The 16115-nt window shown below is 70.3% G+C and carries 20 protein-coding genes and 1 rRNA gene; 4 read left to right on the top strand and 17 right to left on the bottom strand.

Annotated elements, in window-relative coordinates:
• A 5S ribosomal RNA gene (gene rrf / locus ABZT93_RS39745) occupies positions 1 to 92 on the top strand; the annotation flags it as partial.
• A 95-nt stretch (positions 93 to 187) separates the two neighbouring features.
• Here the strand turns inward: rrf and ABZT93_RS39740 are convergent.
• Genes ABZT93_RS39740 through ABZT93_RS39720 form a run of 5 tightly spaced genes read right to left on the bottom strand, consistent with a single transcriptional unit; the run spans position 188 to position 5765 of the window.
• The gene (locus ABZT93_RS39740) at positions 188 to 1498 is read right to left on the bottom strand and encodes a DUF58 domain-containing protein (RefSeq protein ID WP_356113891.1); all 1311 of its coding nucleotides are present in this window, start codon (positions 1496 to 1498) and stop codon (positions 188 to 190) included.
• Positions 1498 to 2487: a MoxR family ATPase gene (locus ABZT93_RS39735; RefSeq protein ID WP_356113889.1), complete on the bottom strand. Its 990-nt coding sequence runs from the start codon at positions 2485 to 2487 to the stop codon at positions 1498 to 1500. Before ABZT93_RS39735 ends, ABZT93_RS39740 begins: the two co-directional genes overlap by 1 nt.
• Positions 2487 to 3695, bottom strand: a complete 1209-nt coding sequence (locus ABZT93_RS39730; protein WP_356113887.1) for a DUF4350 domain-containing protein — start codon at positions 3693 to 3695, stop codon at positions 2487 to 2489. Before ABZT93_RS39730 ends, ABZT93_RS39735 begins: the two co-directional genes overlap by 1 nt.
• Positions 3692 to 4411 carry a DUF4129 domain-containing protein gene (locus tag ABZT93_RS39725; protein WP_356113894.1) on the bottom strand — a complete coding sequence of 240 codons (720 nt, stop codon included), beginning with the start codon at positions 4409 to 4411 and terminating at the stop codon, positions 3692 to 3694. The genes ABZT93_RS39730 and ABZT93_RS39725 overlap by 4 nt, the downstream gene beginning before the upstream one ends.
• Positions 4412 to 4442: 31 nt before the next feature.
• On the bottom strand, positions 4443 to 5765 hold the full coding sequence (locus ABZT93_RS39720; RefSeq protein WP_356113885.1) for a hypothetical protein: 1323 nt from the start codon (positions 5763 to 5765) through the stop codon (positions 4443 to 4445).
• Between the two features lie 140 nt (positions 5766 to 5905).
• On the opposite strand from ABZT93_RS39720, the gene mtnA reads away from it, so the two are divergent.
• Positions 5906 to 7054: an S-methyl-5-thioribose-1-phosphate isomerase gene (gene mtnA, locus ABZT93_RS39715; protein ID WP_356113883.1), complete on the top strand. Its 1149-nt coding sequence runs from the start codon at positions 5906 to 5908 to the stop codon at positions 7052 to 7054.
• A 230-nt stretch (positions 7055 to 7284) separates the two neighbouring features.
• On the opposite strand, the gene ABZT93_RS39710 is transcribed toward mtnA, so the two are convergent.
• The 12 genes from ABZT93_RS39710 to ABZT93_RS39655 all read right to left on the bottom strand — a co-directional run bounded on the left by ABZT93_RS39710 (position 7285) and on the right by ABZT93_RS39655 (position 14090).
• Positions 7285 to 8493 (bottom strand): tyrosine-type recombinase/integrase, encoded by a 1209-nt coding sequence (locus ABZT93_RS39710; RefSeq protein WP_356113881.1) that lies wholly within the window; start codon positions 8491 to 8493, stop codon positions 7285 to 7287.
• The gene (locus ABZT93_RS39705) at positions 8493 to 8681 is read right to left on the bottom strand and encodes a helix-turn-helix domain-containing protein (protein ID WP_280858053.1); all 189 of its coding nucleotides are present in this window, start codon (positions 8679 to 8681) and stop codon (positions 8493 to 8495) included. The genes ABZT93_RS39710 and ABZT93_RS39705 overlap by 1 nt, the downstream gene beginning before the upstream one ends.
• Complete coding sequence (locus ABZT93_RS39700; RefSeq protein ID WP_356113879.1) at positions 8678 to 10159, bottom strand: replication initiator; 1482 nt, start codon at positions 10157 to 10159, stop codon at positions 8678 to 8680. The genes ABZT93_RS39705 and ABZT93_RS39700 overlap by 4 nt, the downstream gene beginning before the upstream one ends.
• The gene (locus ABZT93_RS39695; protein ID WP_356113877.1) at positions 10156 to 10356 is read right to left on the bottom strand and encodes a hypothetical protein; all 201 of its coding nucleotides are present in this window, start codon (positions 10354 to 10356) and stop codon (positions 10156 to 10158) included. The genes ABZT93_RS39700 and ABZT93_RS39695 overlap by 4 nt, the downstream gene beginning before the upstream one ends.
• An 89-nt stretch (positions 10357 to 10445) precedes the next feature.
• Positions 10446 to 10766 carry a SpdD-like protein gene (locus ABZT93_RS39690; protein ID WP_356113876.1) on the bottom strand — a complete coding sequence of 107 codons (321 nt, stop codon included), beginning with the start codon at positions 10764 to 10766 and terminating at the stop codon, positions 10446 to 10448.
• Positions 10767 to 10778: 12 nt separating this feature from the next.
• Positions 10779 to 10934: a hypothetical protein gene (locus ABZT93_RS39685; protein ID WP_007382116.1), complete on the bottom strand. Its 156-nt coding sequence runs from the start codon at positions 10932 to 10934 to the stop codon at positions 10779 to 10781.
• A 14-nt stretch (positions 10935 to 10948) separates the two neighbouring features.
• Positions 10949 to 11143: a mobile element transfer protein gene (locus tag ABZT93_RS39680; RefSeq protein ID WP_280845014.1), complete on the bottom strand. Its 195-nt coding sequence runs from the start codon at positions 11141 to 11143 to the stop codon at positions 10949 to 10951.
• Positions 11144 to 11162: 19 nt separating this feature from the next.
• Positions 11163 to 11822, bottom strand: coding sequence for a DUF2637 domain-containing protein (locus ABZT93_RS39675; RefSeq protein WP_356113874.1), 660 nt, complete (start codon positions 11820 to 11822; stop codon positions 11163 to 11165).
• Positions 11823 to 11895: 73 nt separating this feature from the next.
• On the bottom strand, positions 11896 to 12090 hold the full coding sequence (locus tag ABZT93_RS39670) for a hypothetical protein (RefSeq protein WP_356113872.1): 195 nt from the start codon (positions 12088 to 12090) through the stop codon (positions 11896 to 11898).
• A complete protein-coding gene (locus ABZT93_RS39665) occupies positions 12087 to 12305 on the bottom strand; it encodes a hypothetical protein (RefSeq protein WP_356113870.1) in 219 nt (72 codons plus the stop codon). Before ABZT93_RS39665 ends, ABZT93_RS39670 begins: the two co-directional genes overlap by 4 nt.
• A gap of 82 nt (positions 12306 to 12387) precedes the next feature.
• Positions 12388 to 13731 carry an FtsK/SpoIIIE domain-containing protein gene (locus ABZT93_RS39660; RefSeq protein WP_356113868.1) on the bottom strand — a complete coding sequence of 448 codons (1344 nt, stop codon included), beginning with the start codon at positions 13729 to 13731 and terminating at the stop codon, positions 12388 to 12390.
• A gap of 2 nt (positions 13732 to 13733) precedes the next feature.
• Positions 13734 to 14090: a hypothetical protein gene (locus ABZT93_RS39655; RefSeq protein WP_356113865.1), complete on the bottom strand. Its 357-nt coding sequence runs from the start codon at positions 14088 to 14090 to the stop codon at positions 13734 to 13736.
• A gap of 134 nt (positions 14091 to 14224) precedes the next feature.
• Between ABZT93_RS39655 and ABZT93_RS39650 the strand changes: the two genes are divergently transcribed.
• Together ABZT93_RS39650 and ABZT93_RS39645 are read left to right on the top strand one after the other, a co-directional pair.
• The gene (locus ABZT93_RS39650; RefSeq protein ID WP_356113863.1) at positions 14225 to 14998 is read left to right on the top strand and encodes a GntR family transcriptional regulator; all 774 of its coding nucleotides are present in this window, start codon (positions 14225 to 14227) and stop codon (positions 14996 to 14998) included.
• Between the two features lie 13 nt (positions 14999 to 15011).
• Positions 15012 to 15521: a GNAT family N-acetyltransferase gene (locus ABZT93_RS39645; protein WP_356113861.1), complete on the top strand. Its 510-nt coding sequence runs from the start codon at positions 15012 to 15014 to the stop codon at positions 15519 to 15521.
• The last annotated feature ends 594 nt before the right edge of the window (positions 15522 to 16115 follow it).

Below are 16115 nucleotides of genomic sequence, written 5' to 3'. Positions count from 1 at the left end.
CGCCCGGTTACATTTCGAACCCGGAAGCTAAGCCTTACAGCGCCGATGGTACTGCAGGGGGGACCCTGTGGGAGAGTAGGACACCGCCGAACAATTTTTGATGAAAAGGCTCACACCTTATGGTGTGGGCCTTTTCGTGTTTGTGGTTCTTTCCCGAAGGGGGCGCTCTGCGCTCCCTTCTTTTGTTTTACAGGCGCCCGGCGGCTTTCAGAGCCAGGTATGCGTCGGCCAGCGCTGGAGCCAGGTCGTCCGGGGTCGCGTCGACGACTGTCACTCCGTGGCGGCGGAGTTGTTCCGCCGTGCGAGTGCGCTCCGTCTGAGCCTGGGCAGCGGCCGCGGCCTCGTAGATCGCATCGGTGTTGCCGCGGGCTGTGGCCATACGGGCGATGTGGGGGTCTGCCACTGACGCCAGAAGGACCGTGTGCCGCTGGGTGAGCTGCGGAAGTACGGGCAGCAGGCCCTGCTCGACGGGCGCGGCGTCGAGGCTGGTGAGCAGCACGATCAGGGAGCGGCGAGGGGCCGTACGCAGGGCTGTGGCCGTGAGACCACGGGCGTTCGTTTCGACGAGTTCGGGCTCGAGGGTGGCCATTGCGTTGACCAGCGAGGGGAGCAGGTCGTTGGCTGTCCGGCCTTGAACCAGGGCGCGTACTCCGCGGTCGTATGCGAGGAGGTCCACACGGTCGCCGGCGCGGGAGGCCAGGGTCGCCAGGAGCAGGGCAGCGTCCATGGAGGCGTCGAGACGGGGGGCGTCGCCCACGCGTCCCGCCGAGGTTCGGCCGGTGTCGAGGACCACGAGAATGTGGCGGTCGCGTTCGGGGCGCCAGGTGCGTACGGCGACGGAGGTCTGGCGGGCGGTGGCTCGCCAGTCGATGGAACGGGTGTCGTCACCGGGGACGTATTCGCGCAGGCTGTCGAATTCCGTGCCTTCGCCGCGGGTGAGGACGCTGGTGCGGCCGTCGAGTTCGCGCAGACGGGCGAGCTTGGAAGGGAGGTGCTTGCGGCTGGTGAACGGGGGCAGGACGCGGACCGTCCAGGGGACTTTGTGGGTGCCCTGGCGGGTGAAGAGCCGGAGGGGGCCGTAGGAGCGAATCGTCACGCGATCGGCCTGGCGGTCACCGCGGCGGGTGGGACGTAGGCGGGTGGTGATGCGGCGGCGTTCGCCGGCCGGGACCGTCAATCGGTGGCGGGAGGCTTCCACCTCCGTGCCGTGCAGCCAGCTGCTGGGGGGCCAGGCGTCGCGGATGTGGGCGCGGAGCGGGCGGCCTGACGGGTTGGTGACCGTGAGGGTGACGTCGGCCGTCTCGCCCAGACGGGCGGAGGTGTCACCGGACCGGGTCAGGCCGAGCCGTCGTACGGGTGCCGCCAGGGCGAAGTCGCAGGCGCAGGCCACTGCCAGGGGGGCGTTGACCGCGAGGATGCCGGTCCAGCTAGGTTCCCAGATGCCGACGGGGAGGGACCCCAGGGCTGCGAGGAGTGCGGCGCGTCCGGTGAGGGCCATCAGCCGGGGACCGGGACGTGGGCGAGGATCGCGTTGATGACGGAGTCGGCCGTCACGCCCTCCATCTCGGCCTCGGGACGCAGTTGTACGCGGTGGCGGAGGGTGGGGAGGGCCAGGGCCTTCACGTCGTCGGGGATGACGTAGTCGCGGCCGGTCAGCCACGCCCACGCGCGCGAGGTGGCCAGGAGAGCCGTGGCGCCGCGTGGGGAGACCCCGAGGGTGAGGGACGGGGACTCGCGGGTGGCGCGGCAGACGTCTACGACGTAGGCGGTGATCTCGGGTGAGACCGTGGTCTTGGCGACTGCCGCGCGGGCGGCTTCGAGGTCGGCCGGGCCGGCTACGGGGCGTAGGCCGGCGGCCTTGAGGTCGCGAGGGTTGAAGCCCTCAGCGTGGCGGGTGAGGACGTCGATCTCGTCCTGGCGGGAGGGGAGCGGGATCGTCAGCTTGAGGAGGAAACGGTCCAGCTGGGCTTCGGGGAGAGGGTAAGTGCCCTCGTATTCCACCGGGTTCTGGGTCGCGGCGACCAGGAACGGGTCGGGGAGGAGGCGCGGGGTGCCGTCGACGGTCACCTGGCGCTCCTCCATGGCCTCCAGGAGGGACGACTGGGTCTTGGGCGGGGTGCGGTTGATCTCGTCCGCGAGGAGGAGGTTGGTGAAGACCGGGCCGGGCTGGAAGGAGAACTCGGCGCTGCGGGTGTCGTAGACGAGGGAGCCCGTCACATCGCTCGGCATGAGGTCGGGGGTGAACTGGACGCGCTTGGTGTCGAGTTCGAGTGCGGATGCGAGGGCGCGGACGAGCAACGTTTTGGCGACCCCAGGGACTCCTTCCAGTAGTACGTGTCCGCGGCAGAGGAGGGCGACGACAAGACCGGTCACGGCGGGGTCCTGGCCGACCACGGCTTTGGCGATCTCGGCGCGCAGGGCTTCCAGGGAAGCCCGGGCGGTGTCCGGGTTCCCGGTGGTCCCGGCGTTGTCAGTGGTCGGGTCCATCATGAACGGCGTACCTCTCTTTCGAGGGCGTCGAGTTGGTCGGCTAGGGAGATGAGGGCTGCGTCGTCGCCGGGCGGCGGGCCGAAGAGCAGGGGGTGCAGGGATTGTCCGTCTCCGTCTCCGGCGCTGTGGAGATGGGCGGACAGGGCGGGGACCAGGGCCTCGGGCGTGTGCGCCTGGGCGACGGGGACGCCTACGAGGGGGGCGAGGCGGGTGCGGGTGGTGGAGCGAAGAGCGGTGGCCGCGCGGTCGCGGGCGGCCGCCTTGCGGTAGAGGCGGGCGCGGCCTTCGACGGTCTCGGAGGCGCGGATCGCCACGGGGAGTTTCTCGGGTACCAGGGGGCCGAATCGGCGTGCCCTCCACAGGGCGGCGAGCGCTGCCGCGAAGAAGAGCTGAAGTGTGCCCCAGATCCAGCCTGAAGGGAGCAGGTCGAGGAAGCCCTTTTCCTCGCCCGGGGCGTCGGCGGAGGAATCGGAGAGCGAGGGGAGGTACCAGACCAGATGGGGGCGGGAGCCGAGGAGTTGGAGGGCGAGCGAGGCGTTGCCCTGCTCGTCGAGGGTGTCGTTGTAGAGGATGTCGGGCGCGCCGAGTACGACGGTGTCGCCGTCCCCGGAGGCCGCCGGAACGCGTACCAGGGTGGGGAGGCGCTCGCTGCGGTAACACTCGTCGTTGCCTGGGTGGGTGACGGTGTAGCGGATACCGCCGGTGTCGGCCTTGCCCGCGCGCTGGGCCGCCGGCAGGCCGCAGTCGGGGGAGAGCGTCGAGTCGAGGCTGGTGGCGGGGTCCGCGACCACGCCGGGGGCCAGCCGTTCCACGGACCAGCTGCCGGGGGCGACAAGGACGGTGCGGCCGTCGGAGTCGGCGGTCGCGGAGCGCAGTTCGCTCTGCTGGCGGTGCGTCAGGATGTCGGGTACGGCGACCAGGAGGGTGGTGTCGGGGCCGGCCGCGGCGCGTGCGTCGTCCAGGGTGGTGACCACGCGGGTGTCGACGCCCCGTTCGGCGAGGAGTTCGGCGACGGCCCGGCTGCCGTAGGGGTCCGCGGAGCGCGGGTCGAGGCTGCCGTGGCGTTCGGTGGAGCGGATCGCCGCGATCGCCACGGCCGCGACGAGGAGCAGCACCAGGGCGAGGACGACGCCTCGCGCGCGGGACCACACTTGGCGGGCGGTGGGCGAGGCCGAGGTAGAGGGGAGAGTGGCCTCGGTGGTCATTCGGCGGCTCCCCGGCGGGCGTTGTGGTCCGCGCTGTGGCTGCTGCTCGTGCTGTTCGCGAGTACCGGCTTGGCGCGTTCCAGGTCGCGGTCGAGTTCGGCGATGCGGGTGTACGACTGCTCGGTCGCGGCTCGGCCGCCGTACGTGACGTCGTCGAAGTCCCGCGCCGCGGAGCGCAGCCGGTCCGTGTGGGAGGGCAGGGCGCGGCCCGCTTCTGCGGCGGCCTCGTCCGCGGTGCGGCCGGGACGGAGGTCGAGGAGGGCGCGCTCCTCCAGGGAACGGACGATCGCGCGCATGCGCTCCTGCATGGCCTGGTTCCAGTGGCCCTGGGCCGCGTGTGCCTCGGCCGCCGCGCGGTGGTCGGCGGCGCTGCGCGGGCGGTCGTCGAACAGGGCGGTGGAGGAGGCGGGCCCGCGGCGCGGGGTGCCCAGGCGCCACCACAGCGCGCCCACGACCAGGACGATCGCGGCGATGACGACGACCAGGCCGAGTGCTCCGCCCGGGGTCGCTGACGAGGCTGCGTCGAACAACTTGCCGACCCAGTCCCAGAACGCGTTGAGGGCACGCTGGAACCAGCTGGGGTCGTTCTCGTGGTACATGCGCTTGGACAGCTCGCGGCGGGCCGCCTCCCGCGCGGGGTCGCGCGGGATCGTCAGCGGCGGTTCGTCGGCGGACCGTGCCGGTGACAGCACAGAGGTGTCGACGGCGCGCAGCATGGTGAGCACTCCCCCCGGCAGGTTCACCGCATCAGCTCCCGGGAGTGGGGCCGGTGGCGTAGCCCTGGACGCCGGCCGCGCGGGCCAGTTCGAGGTCGAGGGCCTCGCGGCGGATGCGCTGGTCGATGTAGAGGAGCACGGTGACGCCCGCAGAGATCGGGAAGGTGATCATGGAGCCGATCACCGAGCCGATGCCGCTGATGATGAGGAACGTCCAGCCGAGGTCGCCGGTGCCGTTGACGAAGCCGCCGACCCCCTCGCCGCTGAACGCCGCGGCGAGGAAGGTGAAGGGGATGACGACGATCGCCGCGACGATGTTCGCGATGATCGCGGCCAGCAGCTGGATGCCGAGGACCCGCCACCAGGAACCGCGGACCAGCTTCGTGGAGCGGCTCATCGACTTCACGATGGTCTGCTTCTCCAGCATCAGCGCGGGCGAGGCCAGGGAGAAGCGGATCATCAGCCACAGCGCCACGACGCCGGCGCCGAGGACGCCCAGGATCGCGAGGGCGATACCGCCGCCGCTGGAGCCCGCTGCCGCCACGAGGATGCCGGGCAGTGCCCCTACCGCGAGCAAGCCGAAGGTGATGAGCAGCAGCAGGAAGATCAGGCCGAACAGCCTGGGCACCTGAGGCCGGGCGTCGCGCCAGGCCTCGCCGGTGGTGACCGGCCTGCCGAGCACGGCCCGGCTGGTGACGGTCGTCAGCAGCGCGGTCGCGGCGACCGTGCCGATCAGGGAGATCAGGAAGACGACGGAGGAGCCGAGCATGGTCTCGCCCAGGGCGTGGGTCAGCTCGTCGGCGCTGGCGCTGGGGTCGTTGAGGGCCTCGGTCCCGGCGCTGTCGTTCAGGACGAAGCCCTGGAGGAGGATGACGAGGACCTCGGTCACGACGGCGACGGTCAGCGAGATGCCGAGGACGGTGCGCCAGTAGGTACGCATGGTGGAGACCGCGCCGTCGAGGATCTCGCCGACGCCGAGCGGGCGCAGGGGGATCACGCCGGGCTTGGCCGCGGGCGGGGGGCCGCCCCAGCCGCCGTATCCGCCGCCCCAGCCGGGGGGAGGGCTGTAGCCTCCGGGCGGCCCTGCGGGGGGCTGGGTGCCCCAGCCTGGGCCGGGCGGTGGAGGCGGAGGGGTCTGGCCGGGAGCGGCGGGGCCTGTGGGGGCGGACCACTGACCAGGTGGCGGCTGCTCCTGGGACCACTTCGAGACGGCGTCCTGCGGGTTGTCCTCCGGTTGCTGCGCGGGCTTCGCGGTGTCGGGCCGGGCGGCGGGCTCAGCGGGACCGGATGTGCCGGGCTCGTGCCCGTCGGACGGGGCGGATCCGGGCGAGGCCCAGCCCGGAGTGTCGTTCATCGTCGCTCCTTCACGGTGCCCGTCCGCGGTCGCGGCGGCAGGTTGGCAGCCATCGTGCCATGGGGTGGCCGGCGAGGGACCAGCCGCGGTATGGGCTGCACACCTTCAATACTCCGGCGCACAAGGGGCAGACTGATCGCATGGCTGATCAGTACGTGCAATCCGGCGATGACAGCAAACCCACCGAGATACCTGCGATCCGCTGGGAGGAGCCACCCGAAGGCCCCGTGCTGGTGCTTCTCGACCAGACGAGGCTTCCGGCCGAGGAGGTGGAACTGGTCTGTACGGATGCGTCGGCGCTGGTGGAGGCGATCCGTTCGCTCGCCGTGCGCGGGGCGCCGTTGCTCGGCATCGCGGGGGCGTACGGCGTCGCGCTCGCCGCCGCGCGCGGGTTCGACGTGGACGAGGCGGCGGCCGTGCTTGCGGGCGCGCGTCCGACCGCGGTGAACCTCGCCGTCGGAGTGCGCAGATCCGCTGCCGCGTACCGGGCCGAGCTCGCCAAGAGTGGTGACCAGGGGTTGGCGGCCGGGGCGGCGCTTGCGGCGGCGCGCAGGTTGCACCAGGAGGACGCGGCGGCCAGTGCCGCGATGGCCGAGCGGGGGCTGGCGCTGCTGGACGAGTTGCTGCCGGGCGGCGGGCACCGGATCCTGACGCACTGCAACACCGGTTCGCTGGTGTCGGGCGGCGAGGGGACGGCGTTCGCGGTGGCGCTCGCGGCCCACCGGACGGGGCGGCTGCGGCGGCTGTGGGTGGACGAGACGCGGCCTTTGCTTCAGGGCGCCCGGCTGACGGCGTACGAGGCGGCCCGCAGCGGGATGGCGTACACCTTGCTGACCGACAACGCGGCGGGCTCGCTTTTCGCGGCCGGGGAGGTGGACGCGGTGCTGATCGGCGCCGACCGGATCGCGGCCGACGGCTCGGTGGCGAACAAGGTGGGGAGCTATCCGCTGGCGGTGCTCGCGCGCTATCACCATGTGCCGTTCATCGTGGTGGCACCGGTGACCACGGTGGATCCGGACACGCCGGACGGGGCGTCGATCGAGGTGGAGCAGCGGGCAGGACACGAGGTGACCGAGATCGCGGCGCCCCAGGCGCCGGTGGTGGGGGCCGAGGCGGGCGGCGGGATTCCGGTGGCGCCGCTGGGGACGCAGGCGTACAACCCGGCCTTCGATGTGACGCCGCCGGAGCTGGTGACGGCGATCGTCACGGAGGAGGGCGTGGTGTCGCCGGTGACGGCCGAGGCGCTTGCCGAGTTGTGTGCGAGGTCGCGGGAGGTGACGATCAGCTGATCCGGATGCGGTGGCCACGCATTCGGCCGACATCCGCGGCTTGCGTCCTCGGCCACGGTCGAGGCAGACAGTGACCGTCCGGTACGACTAAGGTCACTGGTCGGTGAGCTGTCTCACCACTGCCTTCACCACTGTTATGAGAATGGGATGCTCTCGCCCTGATCAACGCCAACGGCCCCTCTACCTGCGACGATGCGCGAGGCGAGGGGCCGTGACATCCAACGGCTACATCAAGCGGCGGGTTCGAGGGCCGATGCAGCCTCCAGTTCGCGGAGCCGGGCCGGTTGCCGGAGCAGCCGGTCAAGCTGGCCGACAGCCTCGATGACGTCCGGGTCCAACGCCTCAGCGTAGATGTCCAGGGTCGTTGAGATCCGGCTGTGCCGAAGGATCGCCTTGACGATCCGCGGGTGCACCCGAAGGTGGACCAGCAGTGTGCCGCACGACTTGCGCAGCCCCTTGGGGTTCATCTTGCTGAGTCCCTCCTTCTCGATGATCCGTTGCAGGACGAGGTAGAGGTGTATTGGGCTGAGCGGGCGGCCGGTTCGGGTCACGAAGACGTGTGCGTCGGGGTCCTCGTACCAGGGACGCCCTCTGCTGATCGCTCGTTCACGGAGCCACGCCGTACGCATCCGGGTCCAGCGAAGGGGAGCGATGCACTGAGCGGGCAGCGGAAGAGGCGCCTTGGAGGTCGCAGTCTTGAGTTCCGCGTCATCGATCGTGCCCGTCGTGCTGCGCTGCCGCTGCTGCTCCACCCAGACAACCCGGTTGTCAAGGTCGACGTTCTCCCAGCGCAGCCCGCACACCTCAGCCCGGCGTAGACCCAGGAGACAGAGCAGCAGGAACGCCGGGTAGTACGGCGTGAGCCGACGAGCCGCAGCCAGGAAGCGGAGCACGGTCACGGCGTCCCAGCTCTTGCCGCTGTCGGTGGTCGCACGGACGTGCACGAGCTTGGCCACGTTCCGCGTTAGGCCGATGTCCTCGACCATGGCGGCCGTGAGCGCCGCTGAGAGGACCCGTAGCGCCCGCTTGGCAGTCTTGGCCCCCTGGTCATCTACGAGCGCCTGCATGACCCCTCGCAGCTCCCTGACGCCGAGCTTCAGCATGACCTTGGAGCCCAGACGCGGGTACAGGTGATGACGAACCGCTGTCTCGTAGGCCCGGTAGCTGTTCGAGGCGAGGTTGGGCTTGACGATGATCTCAAGCCAGTAGTCGAACCACTGCCCAAGCGTCATGTCCCTAGTGGGCGTCGGGATGCCGCCGTTCGCGCGGTCGATCAGCTCCCTGCGCTTCCGGTCGCACTCCTCGAAGGTCTTGCCATACGCGTACTTCCGCTTCGTAGTGCCGTCCGGCTGGGGGACGTACACGGCTGCCTGGTAGCGGCCGTCAGCCCGCTTCGTGACCGTGCCCGCGCCGTTGGGGTTCCGCTTGCGTGGAGGCATCAGGCTGCCTCCTCAAGCTGGGTACGGATGTAGTCCTGAAGCGCACTCTCCGGGATTCGACGGCACCGACCCTCGGTGAAGGAGGCGAGCCGCTTCGAACGGATCAAGTCATAGACCTTGCTCCGGCCATACTTCAGCCGTGCCATGACCTGATCCACCGTCAGGAGCTCTGCGGGAGCAGTCGTCATGCGGCGGCCCCTTCCAGTTCAAGCAGGGCGGGCAGTTCTTCGCGTGCGGTTTCGCGGTTGTGTTGGATGTCGCGGTGGATGGTGGCGGCGAGGGCGGATTCGCCGGGGGTGTGGCCGTGTCCGGCGTACTGCCAGTCGGCGAGGACGAGGACGGTGTCGGCCGCGGTGTCGTCGAGGCCGCGGGCTTGGCGTTCTTGTGCGGCGCGGTAGTCGGCGCGGGTCTGGCGGAGGGCGCCGAGGGTGGTGGAGTAGCGGCGGGATTTGGAGCTGAAGTGGCCGCGGAAGCCGAGCATGTGGGCCCAGCGAGCAAGGTGACGGTCGGGATAGATGGGTTGCAGCTGGGCGCAGGCAGCCATGAGGCGTCGGGCGTGATCAGGAACGTCCAGTCGCGCAAGGTCTTCGCCCAGGCCGTTGCCGCGGCAGGTGGCGCACTTGCTGAGGGCTGAGCCGTCGCGGTCGTACAGGCGAGATCGGCCCGTGCCCCGGCACGAGCGGCAATAGACGGCCGTGTCAGGGGTGCCTGTGTTCTCGGCGGCTTTGGTGGCGTACTTGGCGACGTAGGAGGCGACGGCCTGTTCGGTCAGCTCTGAGCCGTCCCCGAAGGCCTTGACGGGCCTCACGTCGAGCTGTCGGCCCCACTTGAAGGTGCGGGCGGGCTGGTCGCCGGAGGCGGGCACGCTCACCGTGGTGTAGGCGTGCCGGACGGCGGCGCGGACCGCTTCGGTGAGCAGGCCGACCGAGGCCCACGAGGGCGGGGCCGACTCGGGTCCGTCGGGTCCGTCGAGGCGGATCACGGCGTGGAAGTGGACGGCGCCGCGCTTCTGGAACTCAGCGACCTTGCCATAGGAGACGCGGCAGACCTCGGCGAGTTCGCGTTGGGTGAGCCCGGCCCGGCGTGCGATCTCGCGGCGCAGCCGGTTGGCGAAGCGCATCCACAGTTCGCTCGCGTGGTTGTTGAAGAGGACCGCGCCCGCGTAGTTGTAGGTCGCCGGGTCCAGGGCGGTACCGAGCGCAGGATCGTCCGGGGCGTGGCGGATACCGCAGCCGCAGATGCCGCCCTTGGGCCGGTTGTGGACCGGGCCGAACGAGGGTGCGGTGAGGGTGGCGAAGACCCGGGGGTGATCGCGAACCGAGCCGGGGATGTCGCGGCGGTCGTCGCCGACGAGTCCGGCGCGGATCAGGTGGTAGGTGTCTCCGGCGTAGGTCCAGGCGCAGGCCGGGCAGCGGGAGGCGCGCCGGTTGCCGCACGCGATGCGGAGCCGTCCGCCCGGTTCGTGCTCGGTGGTGTAGCGGTGCAAGAGTTCGCCGGTCGTCTTGTCCTTGTGCAGGACCCAGCCGGTCAGGTGGATGGGGTCGGAGCAGCCGCCCGTACGGCGGATCTGGTCTTGCCAGCGGTCGAAGCCCGGTGACCCGGCCACCCTGAGTGTGTCGGCGAGGGTGGCCGGGTCCAGGCCCGCGAAGGTCGCGGTGTCGCTCATGCGCGGCCCCCGGCGAGCTGGGCGGCGGTGAGCGGGATGGTGCCGTGGCCGTGGCAGGCCGGGCAGTCGATGGTGATCGTGCGCAGGTTGCCGCGGTGGTCACGGCCGAGACCGGAGGATACGGCGGCGGTGGCGAAGCCGTGGCAGTTCGAGCAGATGCGCGCCGCGGTGTGCGGGGCCGGGTTGTGGCCGGTCATGATGGAGGTTCCTTCCGGATCATTGGTTCGGACAGGGACGGCGCCCGGAGCGGACGAGACTTGGCGGTTTAGGCCGCTCCGGGGGCCGGTCAGCGTCGGGTGTCGGTGCTGAGGATCGAGCGGATGACCAGGGCGCAGACGGCGACCGAGGCGCCCGTGATGGCGACGGCGAGCAGCATGGAGACCAGGACGGCGCCGACCACGAGGACGACGGCGGTGCCCATTCCGGCGACGGCGACGACCGTGCCGGGGGTGAGCTGGACCGTGGGCCGTGAGGGTGCCGGAGCCGGGGCCATCGGGGCGGGCGGCGGCACGGGGCTGCCGGGGGTGATGCTGGTCGGCTGGATGACGGCGGGCGGGGTGCTGAGCCCGGTCGGGGTCGGGTTCACGGGGATCTTGGGTCGGATCATGGCGGGGTCTCCTTACTTGGTTGCGGTGTCGATGGCGGGGGCGAGGAAGCTGTCGGCGAGGAGGTAGCCGCCGATCAGCAGGACGATCACGAGCCACCAGGGCGGGCGGACGAGCTTGACGCCGACCAGCCCGAGGCAGGCGATGAAGAACCACAGCGGCACGGACACGGGGTGATCTCCCTTCAGCGGACGGGGCAGCGGTGGCCGCGGGCGGCGACCATGGCGGCCTCGTAGGAGTCGTAGGCGGACGACCATCCGCAGTCCTCGGCCTCGCAGGCGGCGACGTACTTCATCTCTCCGGTACGTCGGTCGGGGCCGCCGCCGATCGCGGTGGTGCCCACGCGGTGCATCTCGTTCCAGATCTGGTACAGGCCCATGGGTGAACGTCCTTTCTTCTCAGGTGAGTTGGGCGGCAATCGCGTCCGCCATTGGGGCGGGAACGCCGAGGCGAGCACGGAGGGTGTCGGTGTCGATCGGCGAGCCGGTCCGGGCCTGGTGGTCGTCCGCGACCTTCCGGGCATGAGCCACCAAGGCGGCAGGCACGGCCGGGGCCGGGTCGGCAGCGGGCAGGGCCGGGCTGTCCTCGCTCGCATCGAGGGGAGCAGGCGGCGCGGCAGGATCGGAGACCGGCCCGGGGGCAGGTGCGGGGGCCGGGGCTGCGGGCGCCGGCAGAACCGGCACCCGGTCCCCGGCCGTGGTCGGCGAGTGAGCGAGGAGCGTGCCGCCGAGGAAGGCGAGCGCGGGCCACCCGGCGACGCCGAGCCGGAGCAGAGCGGGCGGCTGGTCCAGGTCGAGGAATCCGGCCGTGGCGACGTTGGCGCCCAGCGAGGCGATCAGGGCGATGAGGAACCAGCACCAGGCCAGCCGGGATGAACCACCGGCGCGTAGCCTGCGCCAGGCGGCCACCAGCAGCAGGTCAACGCTGATCGGGTAGGCCCAGGCTTTCCAGCCGGATTGCCCGGCCGCGGCGGCGAGGTCGTGCAGGTGGGCGAAGGACAAGGCTCCGGCGATCACGGCCTGGATCAGGACGGCGTCCGGGCGAAGCTGTCGGGTCATGTCTTCACCTCCTTCAGGGAGTTGGGGCCGGGGTGGGGCGGGGATCGAGTCCGGCCGTCCCGCCCGGGCGGGTTCAGTCGGTGGCTTCGCCGGAGCCGAGGCAGGCCAGGCACAGGCCTGTCTGCTGGCCGACCGGGCGCTGCCTGCGGCCGACGCGGACCGTGCGGGAGACCTCGCCGGTCCCCTTGCAGGTCGGGCACTTCGCCAGCTCCGGCTTCGGGGCGGTGGTCGCACGGCGGCGGGTGGTCGGCTTCTTCGGCGCGGTCACGGGGTCCACCCCTCGCCGGGGTACTCCGGGCCGTCGGTGGGGTCGTAGCCGGGCGGGAACAGGCCGGGCGGCGGCTCCGGCAGCGACGCGGCGAGCGAGGGGCCGACGGTCTCGATGAACACGTGGTCGGCGTCGGCGCCGAGGGTGTCGGCGTACACGGCCAGGGCGCCCAGCAGGATCACGGTGCGGTGGAAGTCCTCGCAGTTCTGGCACATGGGAGGCGTTCCTCCTTCAGGCATGGGACGGGTAGGGACCCGGCGCGAAGGCGGTCGCGCCGACCGTGGAACAGGGGAGGGGCTAGGCGGCTTCGATCACCGCGGGCACCTCAACCGGCGCGAGGTCATGCAGCGGGCGGAAGCGGGCCAACTCCGGGAGATCCGGGGCGAGGTGAGCGTGCTTGTTGCAGGCAGCCACGGCCTGTCGCATGGTCGTGTGCGGGGTACGGATGCGCACCCATTCGCCCGTGGAGTAGCCGACCACGGCCATCCCGCGCCGGTTGTTGGGGATCTGCGTGGCGGCGAACACCGCATGCGGAGAGATGTCCCCGAACGCCATCTTGGCCGTCGACTCGTCGTTGACGCGGTGCACCATCCGCCCGGTTAGCTGGGCACGGAGCATGGTGATCCCGTCGCCGAGCTCGGAGCCGAAACGCTGCCCGTAGATGTCCAGGAAGATCCCGGCCGCGCGTCCGAGCTGGGCCAGGCGGACCAGCGCCTTGACGATCCGGTCCCGGCGCGGGTCGTTCTTCTTCGTGCTGAGCGCGAGTTCGGCGATCTCGTCGATGGTGACCACGATCGGAACCGGGCGCAGGTCCTCGGGCAAGTCCCAGATGTTCGCGGCGATCTCCGCATCCGGGGTATCCGCGCTGATCCTCTGTGTGCGACGGATCGAGTCGTAGGTGATCTCCATGCGGGCCACGAGGGCTTCAAGCAGCTCCATGGCGTCATCCGGGTTGTCGGCGATCGCAGAGAAGCGGCGGGCGAACGGCCCGAGTTCCACGCCCTTCTTGCAGTCGATCCCGACCAACGCGACCGGCTGCGAGGCGAGCTCCTTGATCACGGTGCGCTGGGTGACCGACTTGCCGGACTGCGTGACGCCGACCGTGATCGCATGCGGAACCTCGCGGTAGTCGCGGTAGTGCACCGCACCGTCCTCCACGAGCGCGAGCGGGATCTTCAACAAACTGCGCTCCGTGTTGGCAGGCATCTGCACCCGCTTGAGCACGTCGTAGCCGGTCAGCGCGATCTCGATGACACCCGGCTTGATCTCGCGGGAGGTGACCTGATGGACCGCGAAGGAGTGGCGCAGCCGGTCAGAGGCGGCGGCGAACTCGAACGCGTCCTGTCCGGGCCACAGCCGGATCCGCAGCCGGAGGCCGGTCCGGGTTGGGCGGATCCACAGCAGACGCGGAACCCGCTGCTGCGGGACCGGCTTCTTCATCCAGCGGGCCAGCGCCCGGCGCATCCGGGACGCGGGCACGGTCAGGCGGCAGGCTTCCATGACGGCCGCGTAGCGGAAGAGCACCCGCAGGATCGCGAGGGTGACGCCGAAGCTCAGCCAGTACCAGACGGGGCGGCGCCACTTCAGCAGCAGCGCCACACCGGCCAGGACCGCGAGCGCGATCCCTATCCAGGTCGTCATGCTCAGGCCGCCTTCGGCTTCGACGCGGCGGCGGCGAGCGAGGTGACGGCGACCGCGCGGAAGGCGATGCCGTGCCGCTTCTGGCCGTTGAACTCGTTCTCCCACGGCCGGGCGATCAGGCCCGTGAGCGCGACCGGGGTACCCATGGCGAGGTCGCCGGAGATGCCGGTCTCAGGAACGGTGATCGTGAGGATCTCAACGTCACCGTTGGCCGCGAACATCACATTCACGGTCATCAGCGTCGCGCCGGTCTCGGCGTCCATGGCGATCTCGCCCGTACGCCGGTCCTTGATCTTCGGCTCGGGGGCCTGAGCCACCATCACGGTGGCGGCGGAGGTGTCGACAGGAATCTGACGCATGGAGCATCACTCCTTGTTCGTGGCACACCACAGGTGCGCCAACTGGCTTGAGCCACTTACTGGCTTAAGCCAGTTGAGCACACAACAGCGCCGGGGTCAACAAGCTGGCTTGAGCCAGTTGCTAGACTCCGGTCATGACATCCGCCCGCCCGTCGACTCCGCAGCCGCCCAGTCGGCGCATCGCCGAAGAACTACGCCGTCAGATCGAGGTCGGCGAGCTGCATCCCGGCGACAAGCTGCCGTCCGAGCGGGTGCTCGCCGAGACGTACGGGTCGGCTCGAAACACTGCCCGCGAGGCGATTCGGATCCTTGCTGAGCAGGGACTCGTCACCGCGAAGCACGGGAGCGGTGTCTTCGTCAGGGAGCCGCAGCGGCTGTTTCGCTTCGGCAGCGATCGCTACTCACTCAAGAACCGCGAGACGGGGCTGACGCCGTTCCGGTTGGAGGCGAAGCGACAGGGCAAGACCGCGAGGATTGAGGTCCCGTCTATCGCGCGCGAGAGGCCGCCGGCGGACGTTGCGGAGCGCCTCAAAGTGCCAGTCGGCGAAGAGAGCGTTGTCCATCGAGAGAACCACTACTTCGCGGATGACGAGCCCGTACAGATCGTCTCCACCTATCTCCGGTGGGACGAGGCGCAGGGGACGCTGCTCATGCAGCCCAAGACCGGGAAGGACGGCATCTACGGCCGCCTAGAGGAGTTGGGTCACGTCATGACGCGGGTCCGTGACGAGATCAGCGCGAGGATGCCCACCCCGGAGGAAGCCGCAATCCTCGAACTCCTGCCGGGCGTGCCCGTCCTGGAAGTACTGCACACGAGCTTGGATCAAGACGGGGTCCCCTTCGAGGTCTCGCGGTACGTACACCGAGCCGACCAGACCGGATTGCTCTACGAACTGCCAGTCGAGTGACGAGGAGCCGCACGTGAAGTCTGTGACCGTCCGCCCCTTCGAGGACAGTGACCTGACCGACGCCGCTGCGGCGCTGATCGACGTTCACGCCACCGACGGGTATCCGGTCGAAGGAGTCGATCAGCCCGAGACCTGGTTGCGATCTGCTGACGTGATTGCCGCGTGGGTGGCAGAGCTGGACGGAGCCGTAGTCGGACACGTGGCGATCATGCACCCTCACGACGAGGATGCGGTCGCTCTCTGGATGCAGCAGAGCGGCGACAAGAAGGAGCAGATTGCCGTTCTGGCCAGGTTGTTCGTCGTCAAGTCAGCCAGGAAGCATGCTGCCGGAGAGCGCCTGATGCAGGCCGCTATGAGCTACGCCGAAGAGCACGGGCTACGTCTGGTGTTGGACGTGATGACCAAGGACACCGCCGCTATGCGGCTGTACGAACGCCTCGGATGGCGCGAGATCGGACGAGCCCCGCACCGGTACGGAAACGGCCAGAGCATCGACGCAGTGTGCTACGTCGCCCCAAGCTGATCCCGGCGCGGTGAGAGTTTCCCTACTTCATCAAGGCTCGCTCCGCTCGCGGCCGTACTGCTCCGGCCGCGAGCACCAACCGCCCCTATGACCTGGGGATCTTGCTCCGGTGACGCAGGGCACGCCTGCGGGGAACCGCCGCCGCGGTCCGGCCTAGGGATGGAAGACCCAGCAGCACCCGTAGGACCCATAGGCGCACGAGCACGAGACACCCCATCAAGACCACGAGACCCGAGCCGCCCAACAGAGTCGGGATCGATCCAAGGGGGACCGAGGGGCCGCGCACGCGCGGCGGCGCCGGTCGGTCGCCGCCGCGCCACCTCTATGTCTCCGCCACCGGCCGCGCACCGCCGCCCGCCCGTCGCCACCAGCAGCGGCCAAGAACCCAGCACCGGGACATGAGGTACAGGGGATTGCCGCACACCAGGCCAGAGACGTGTTGGGTTACCGATGAGGCCGGATCGCGGCGGCGGTTCCCCGCGGGCTACCTCGCTACCGTGGCCGTTGCCCCGTGGCTGGGGCGGTCGGCTCCGCGACTTTAGCCAGCCACTTTGGGGGGAGCCTCGAAGATCATGGCCCCAACGTCGTGCTTTA

Origin of the sequence: Streptomyces sp. NPDC005303 (assembly GCF_040607335.1) — a bacterium.
Taxonomy (GTDB): domain Bacteria; phylum Actinomycetota; class Actinomycetes; order Streptomycetales; family Streptomycetaceae; genus Streptomyces.
The sequence above is the reverse complement of the archived record's forward strand: the minus strand, read 5'-3'. Positions and strand labels throughout refer to the sequence as shown.

Excerpts from the sequence above, each read along its gene's own strand:
- ABZT93_RS39740 (WP_356113891.1), bottom strand. The coding sequence starts at position 1,498 with ATGGCCCTCACCGGACGCGCCGCACTCCTCGCAGCCCTGGGGTCCCTC.
- ABZT93_RS39735 (WP_356113889.1), bottom strand. The coding sequence starts at position 2,487 with ATGGACCCGACCACTGACAACGCCGGGACCACCGGGAACCCGGACACC.
- ABZT93_RS39730 (WP_356113887.1), bottom strand. The coding sequence starts at position 3,695 with ATGACCACCGAGGCCACTCTCCCCTCTACCTCGGCCTCGCCCACCGCC.
- ABZT93_RS39725 (WP_356113894.1), bottom strand. The coding sequence starts at position 4,411 with ATGCTGCGCGCCGTCGACACCTCTGTGCTGTCACCGGCACGGTCCGCC.
- ABZT93_RS39720 (WP_356113885.1), bottom strand. The coding sequence starts at position 5,765 with ATGAACGACACTCCGGGCTGGGCCTCGCCCGGATCCGCCCCGTCCGAC.
- mtnA (WP_356113883.1), top strand. The coding sequence starts at position 5,906 with ATGGCTGATCAGTACGTGCAATCCGGCGATGACAGCAAACCCACCGAG.
- ABZT93_RS39710 (WP_356113881.1), bottom strand. The coding sequence starts at position 8,493 with ATGCCTCCACGCAAGCGGAACCCCAACGGCGCGGGCACGGTCACGAAG.
- ABZT93_RS39705 (WP_280858053.1), bottom strand. The coding sequence starts at position 8,681 with ATGACGACTGCTCCCGCAGAGCTCCTGACGGTGGATCAGGTCATGGCA.
- ABZT93_RS39700 (WP_356113879.1), bottom strand. The coding sequence starts at position 10,159 with ATGAGCGACACCGCGACCTTCGCGGGCCTGGACCCGGCCACCCTCGCC.
- ABZT93_RS39695 (WP_356113877.1), bottom strand. The coding sequence starts at position 10,356 with ATGACCGGCCACAACCCGGCCCCGCACACCGCGGCGCGCATCTGCTCG.
- ABZT93_RS39690 (WP_356113876.1), bottom strand. The coding sequence starts at position 10,766 with ATGATCCGACCCAAGATCCCCGTGAACCCGACCCCGACCGGGCTCAGC.
- ABZT93_RS39680 (WP_280845014.1), bottom strand. The coding sequence starts at position 11,143 with ATGGGCCTGTACCAGATCTGGAACGAGATGCACCGCGTGGGCACCACC.
- ABZT93_RS39675 (WP_356113874.1), bottom strand. The coding sequence starts at position 11,822 with ATGACCCGACAGCTTCGCCCGGACGCCGTCCTGATCCAGGCCGTGATC.
- ABZT93_RS39665 (WP_356113870.1), bottom strand. The coding sequence starts at position 12,305 with ATGTGCCAGAACTGCGAGGACTTCCACCGCACCGTGATCCTGCTGGGC.
- ABZT93_RS39660 (WP_356113868.1), bottom strand. The coding sequence starts at position 13,731 with ATGACGACCTGGATAGGGATCGCGCTCGCGGTCCTGGCCGGTGTGGCG.
- ABZT93_RS39655 (WP_356113865.1), bottom strand. The coding sequence starts at position 14,090 with ATGCGTCAGATTCCTGTCGACACCTCCGCCGCCACCGTGATGGTGGCT.
- ABZT93_RS39650 (WP_356113863.1), top strand. The coding sequence starts at position 14,225 with ATGACATCCGCCCGCCCGTCGACTCCGCAGCCGCCCAGTCGGCGCATC.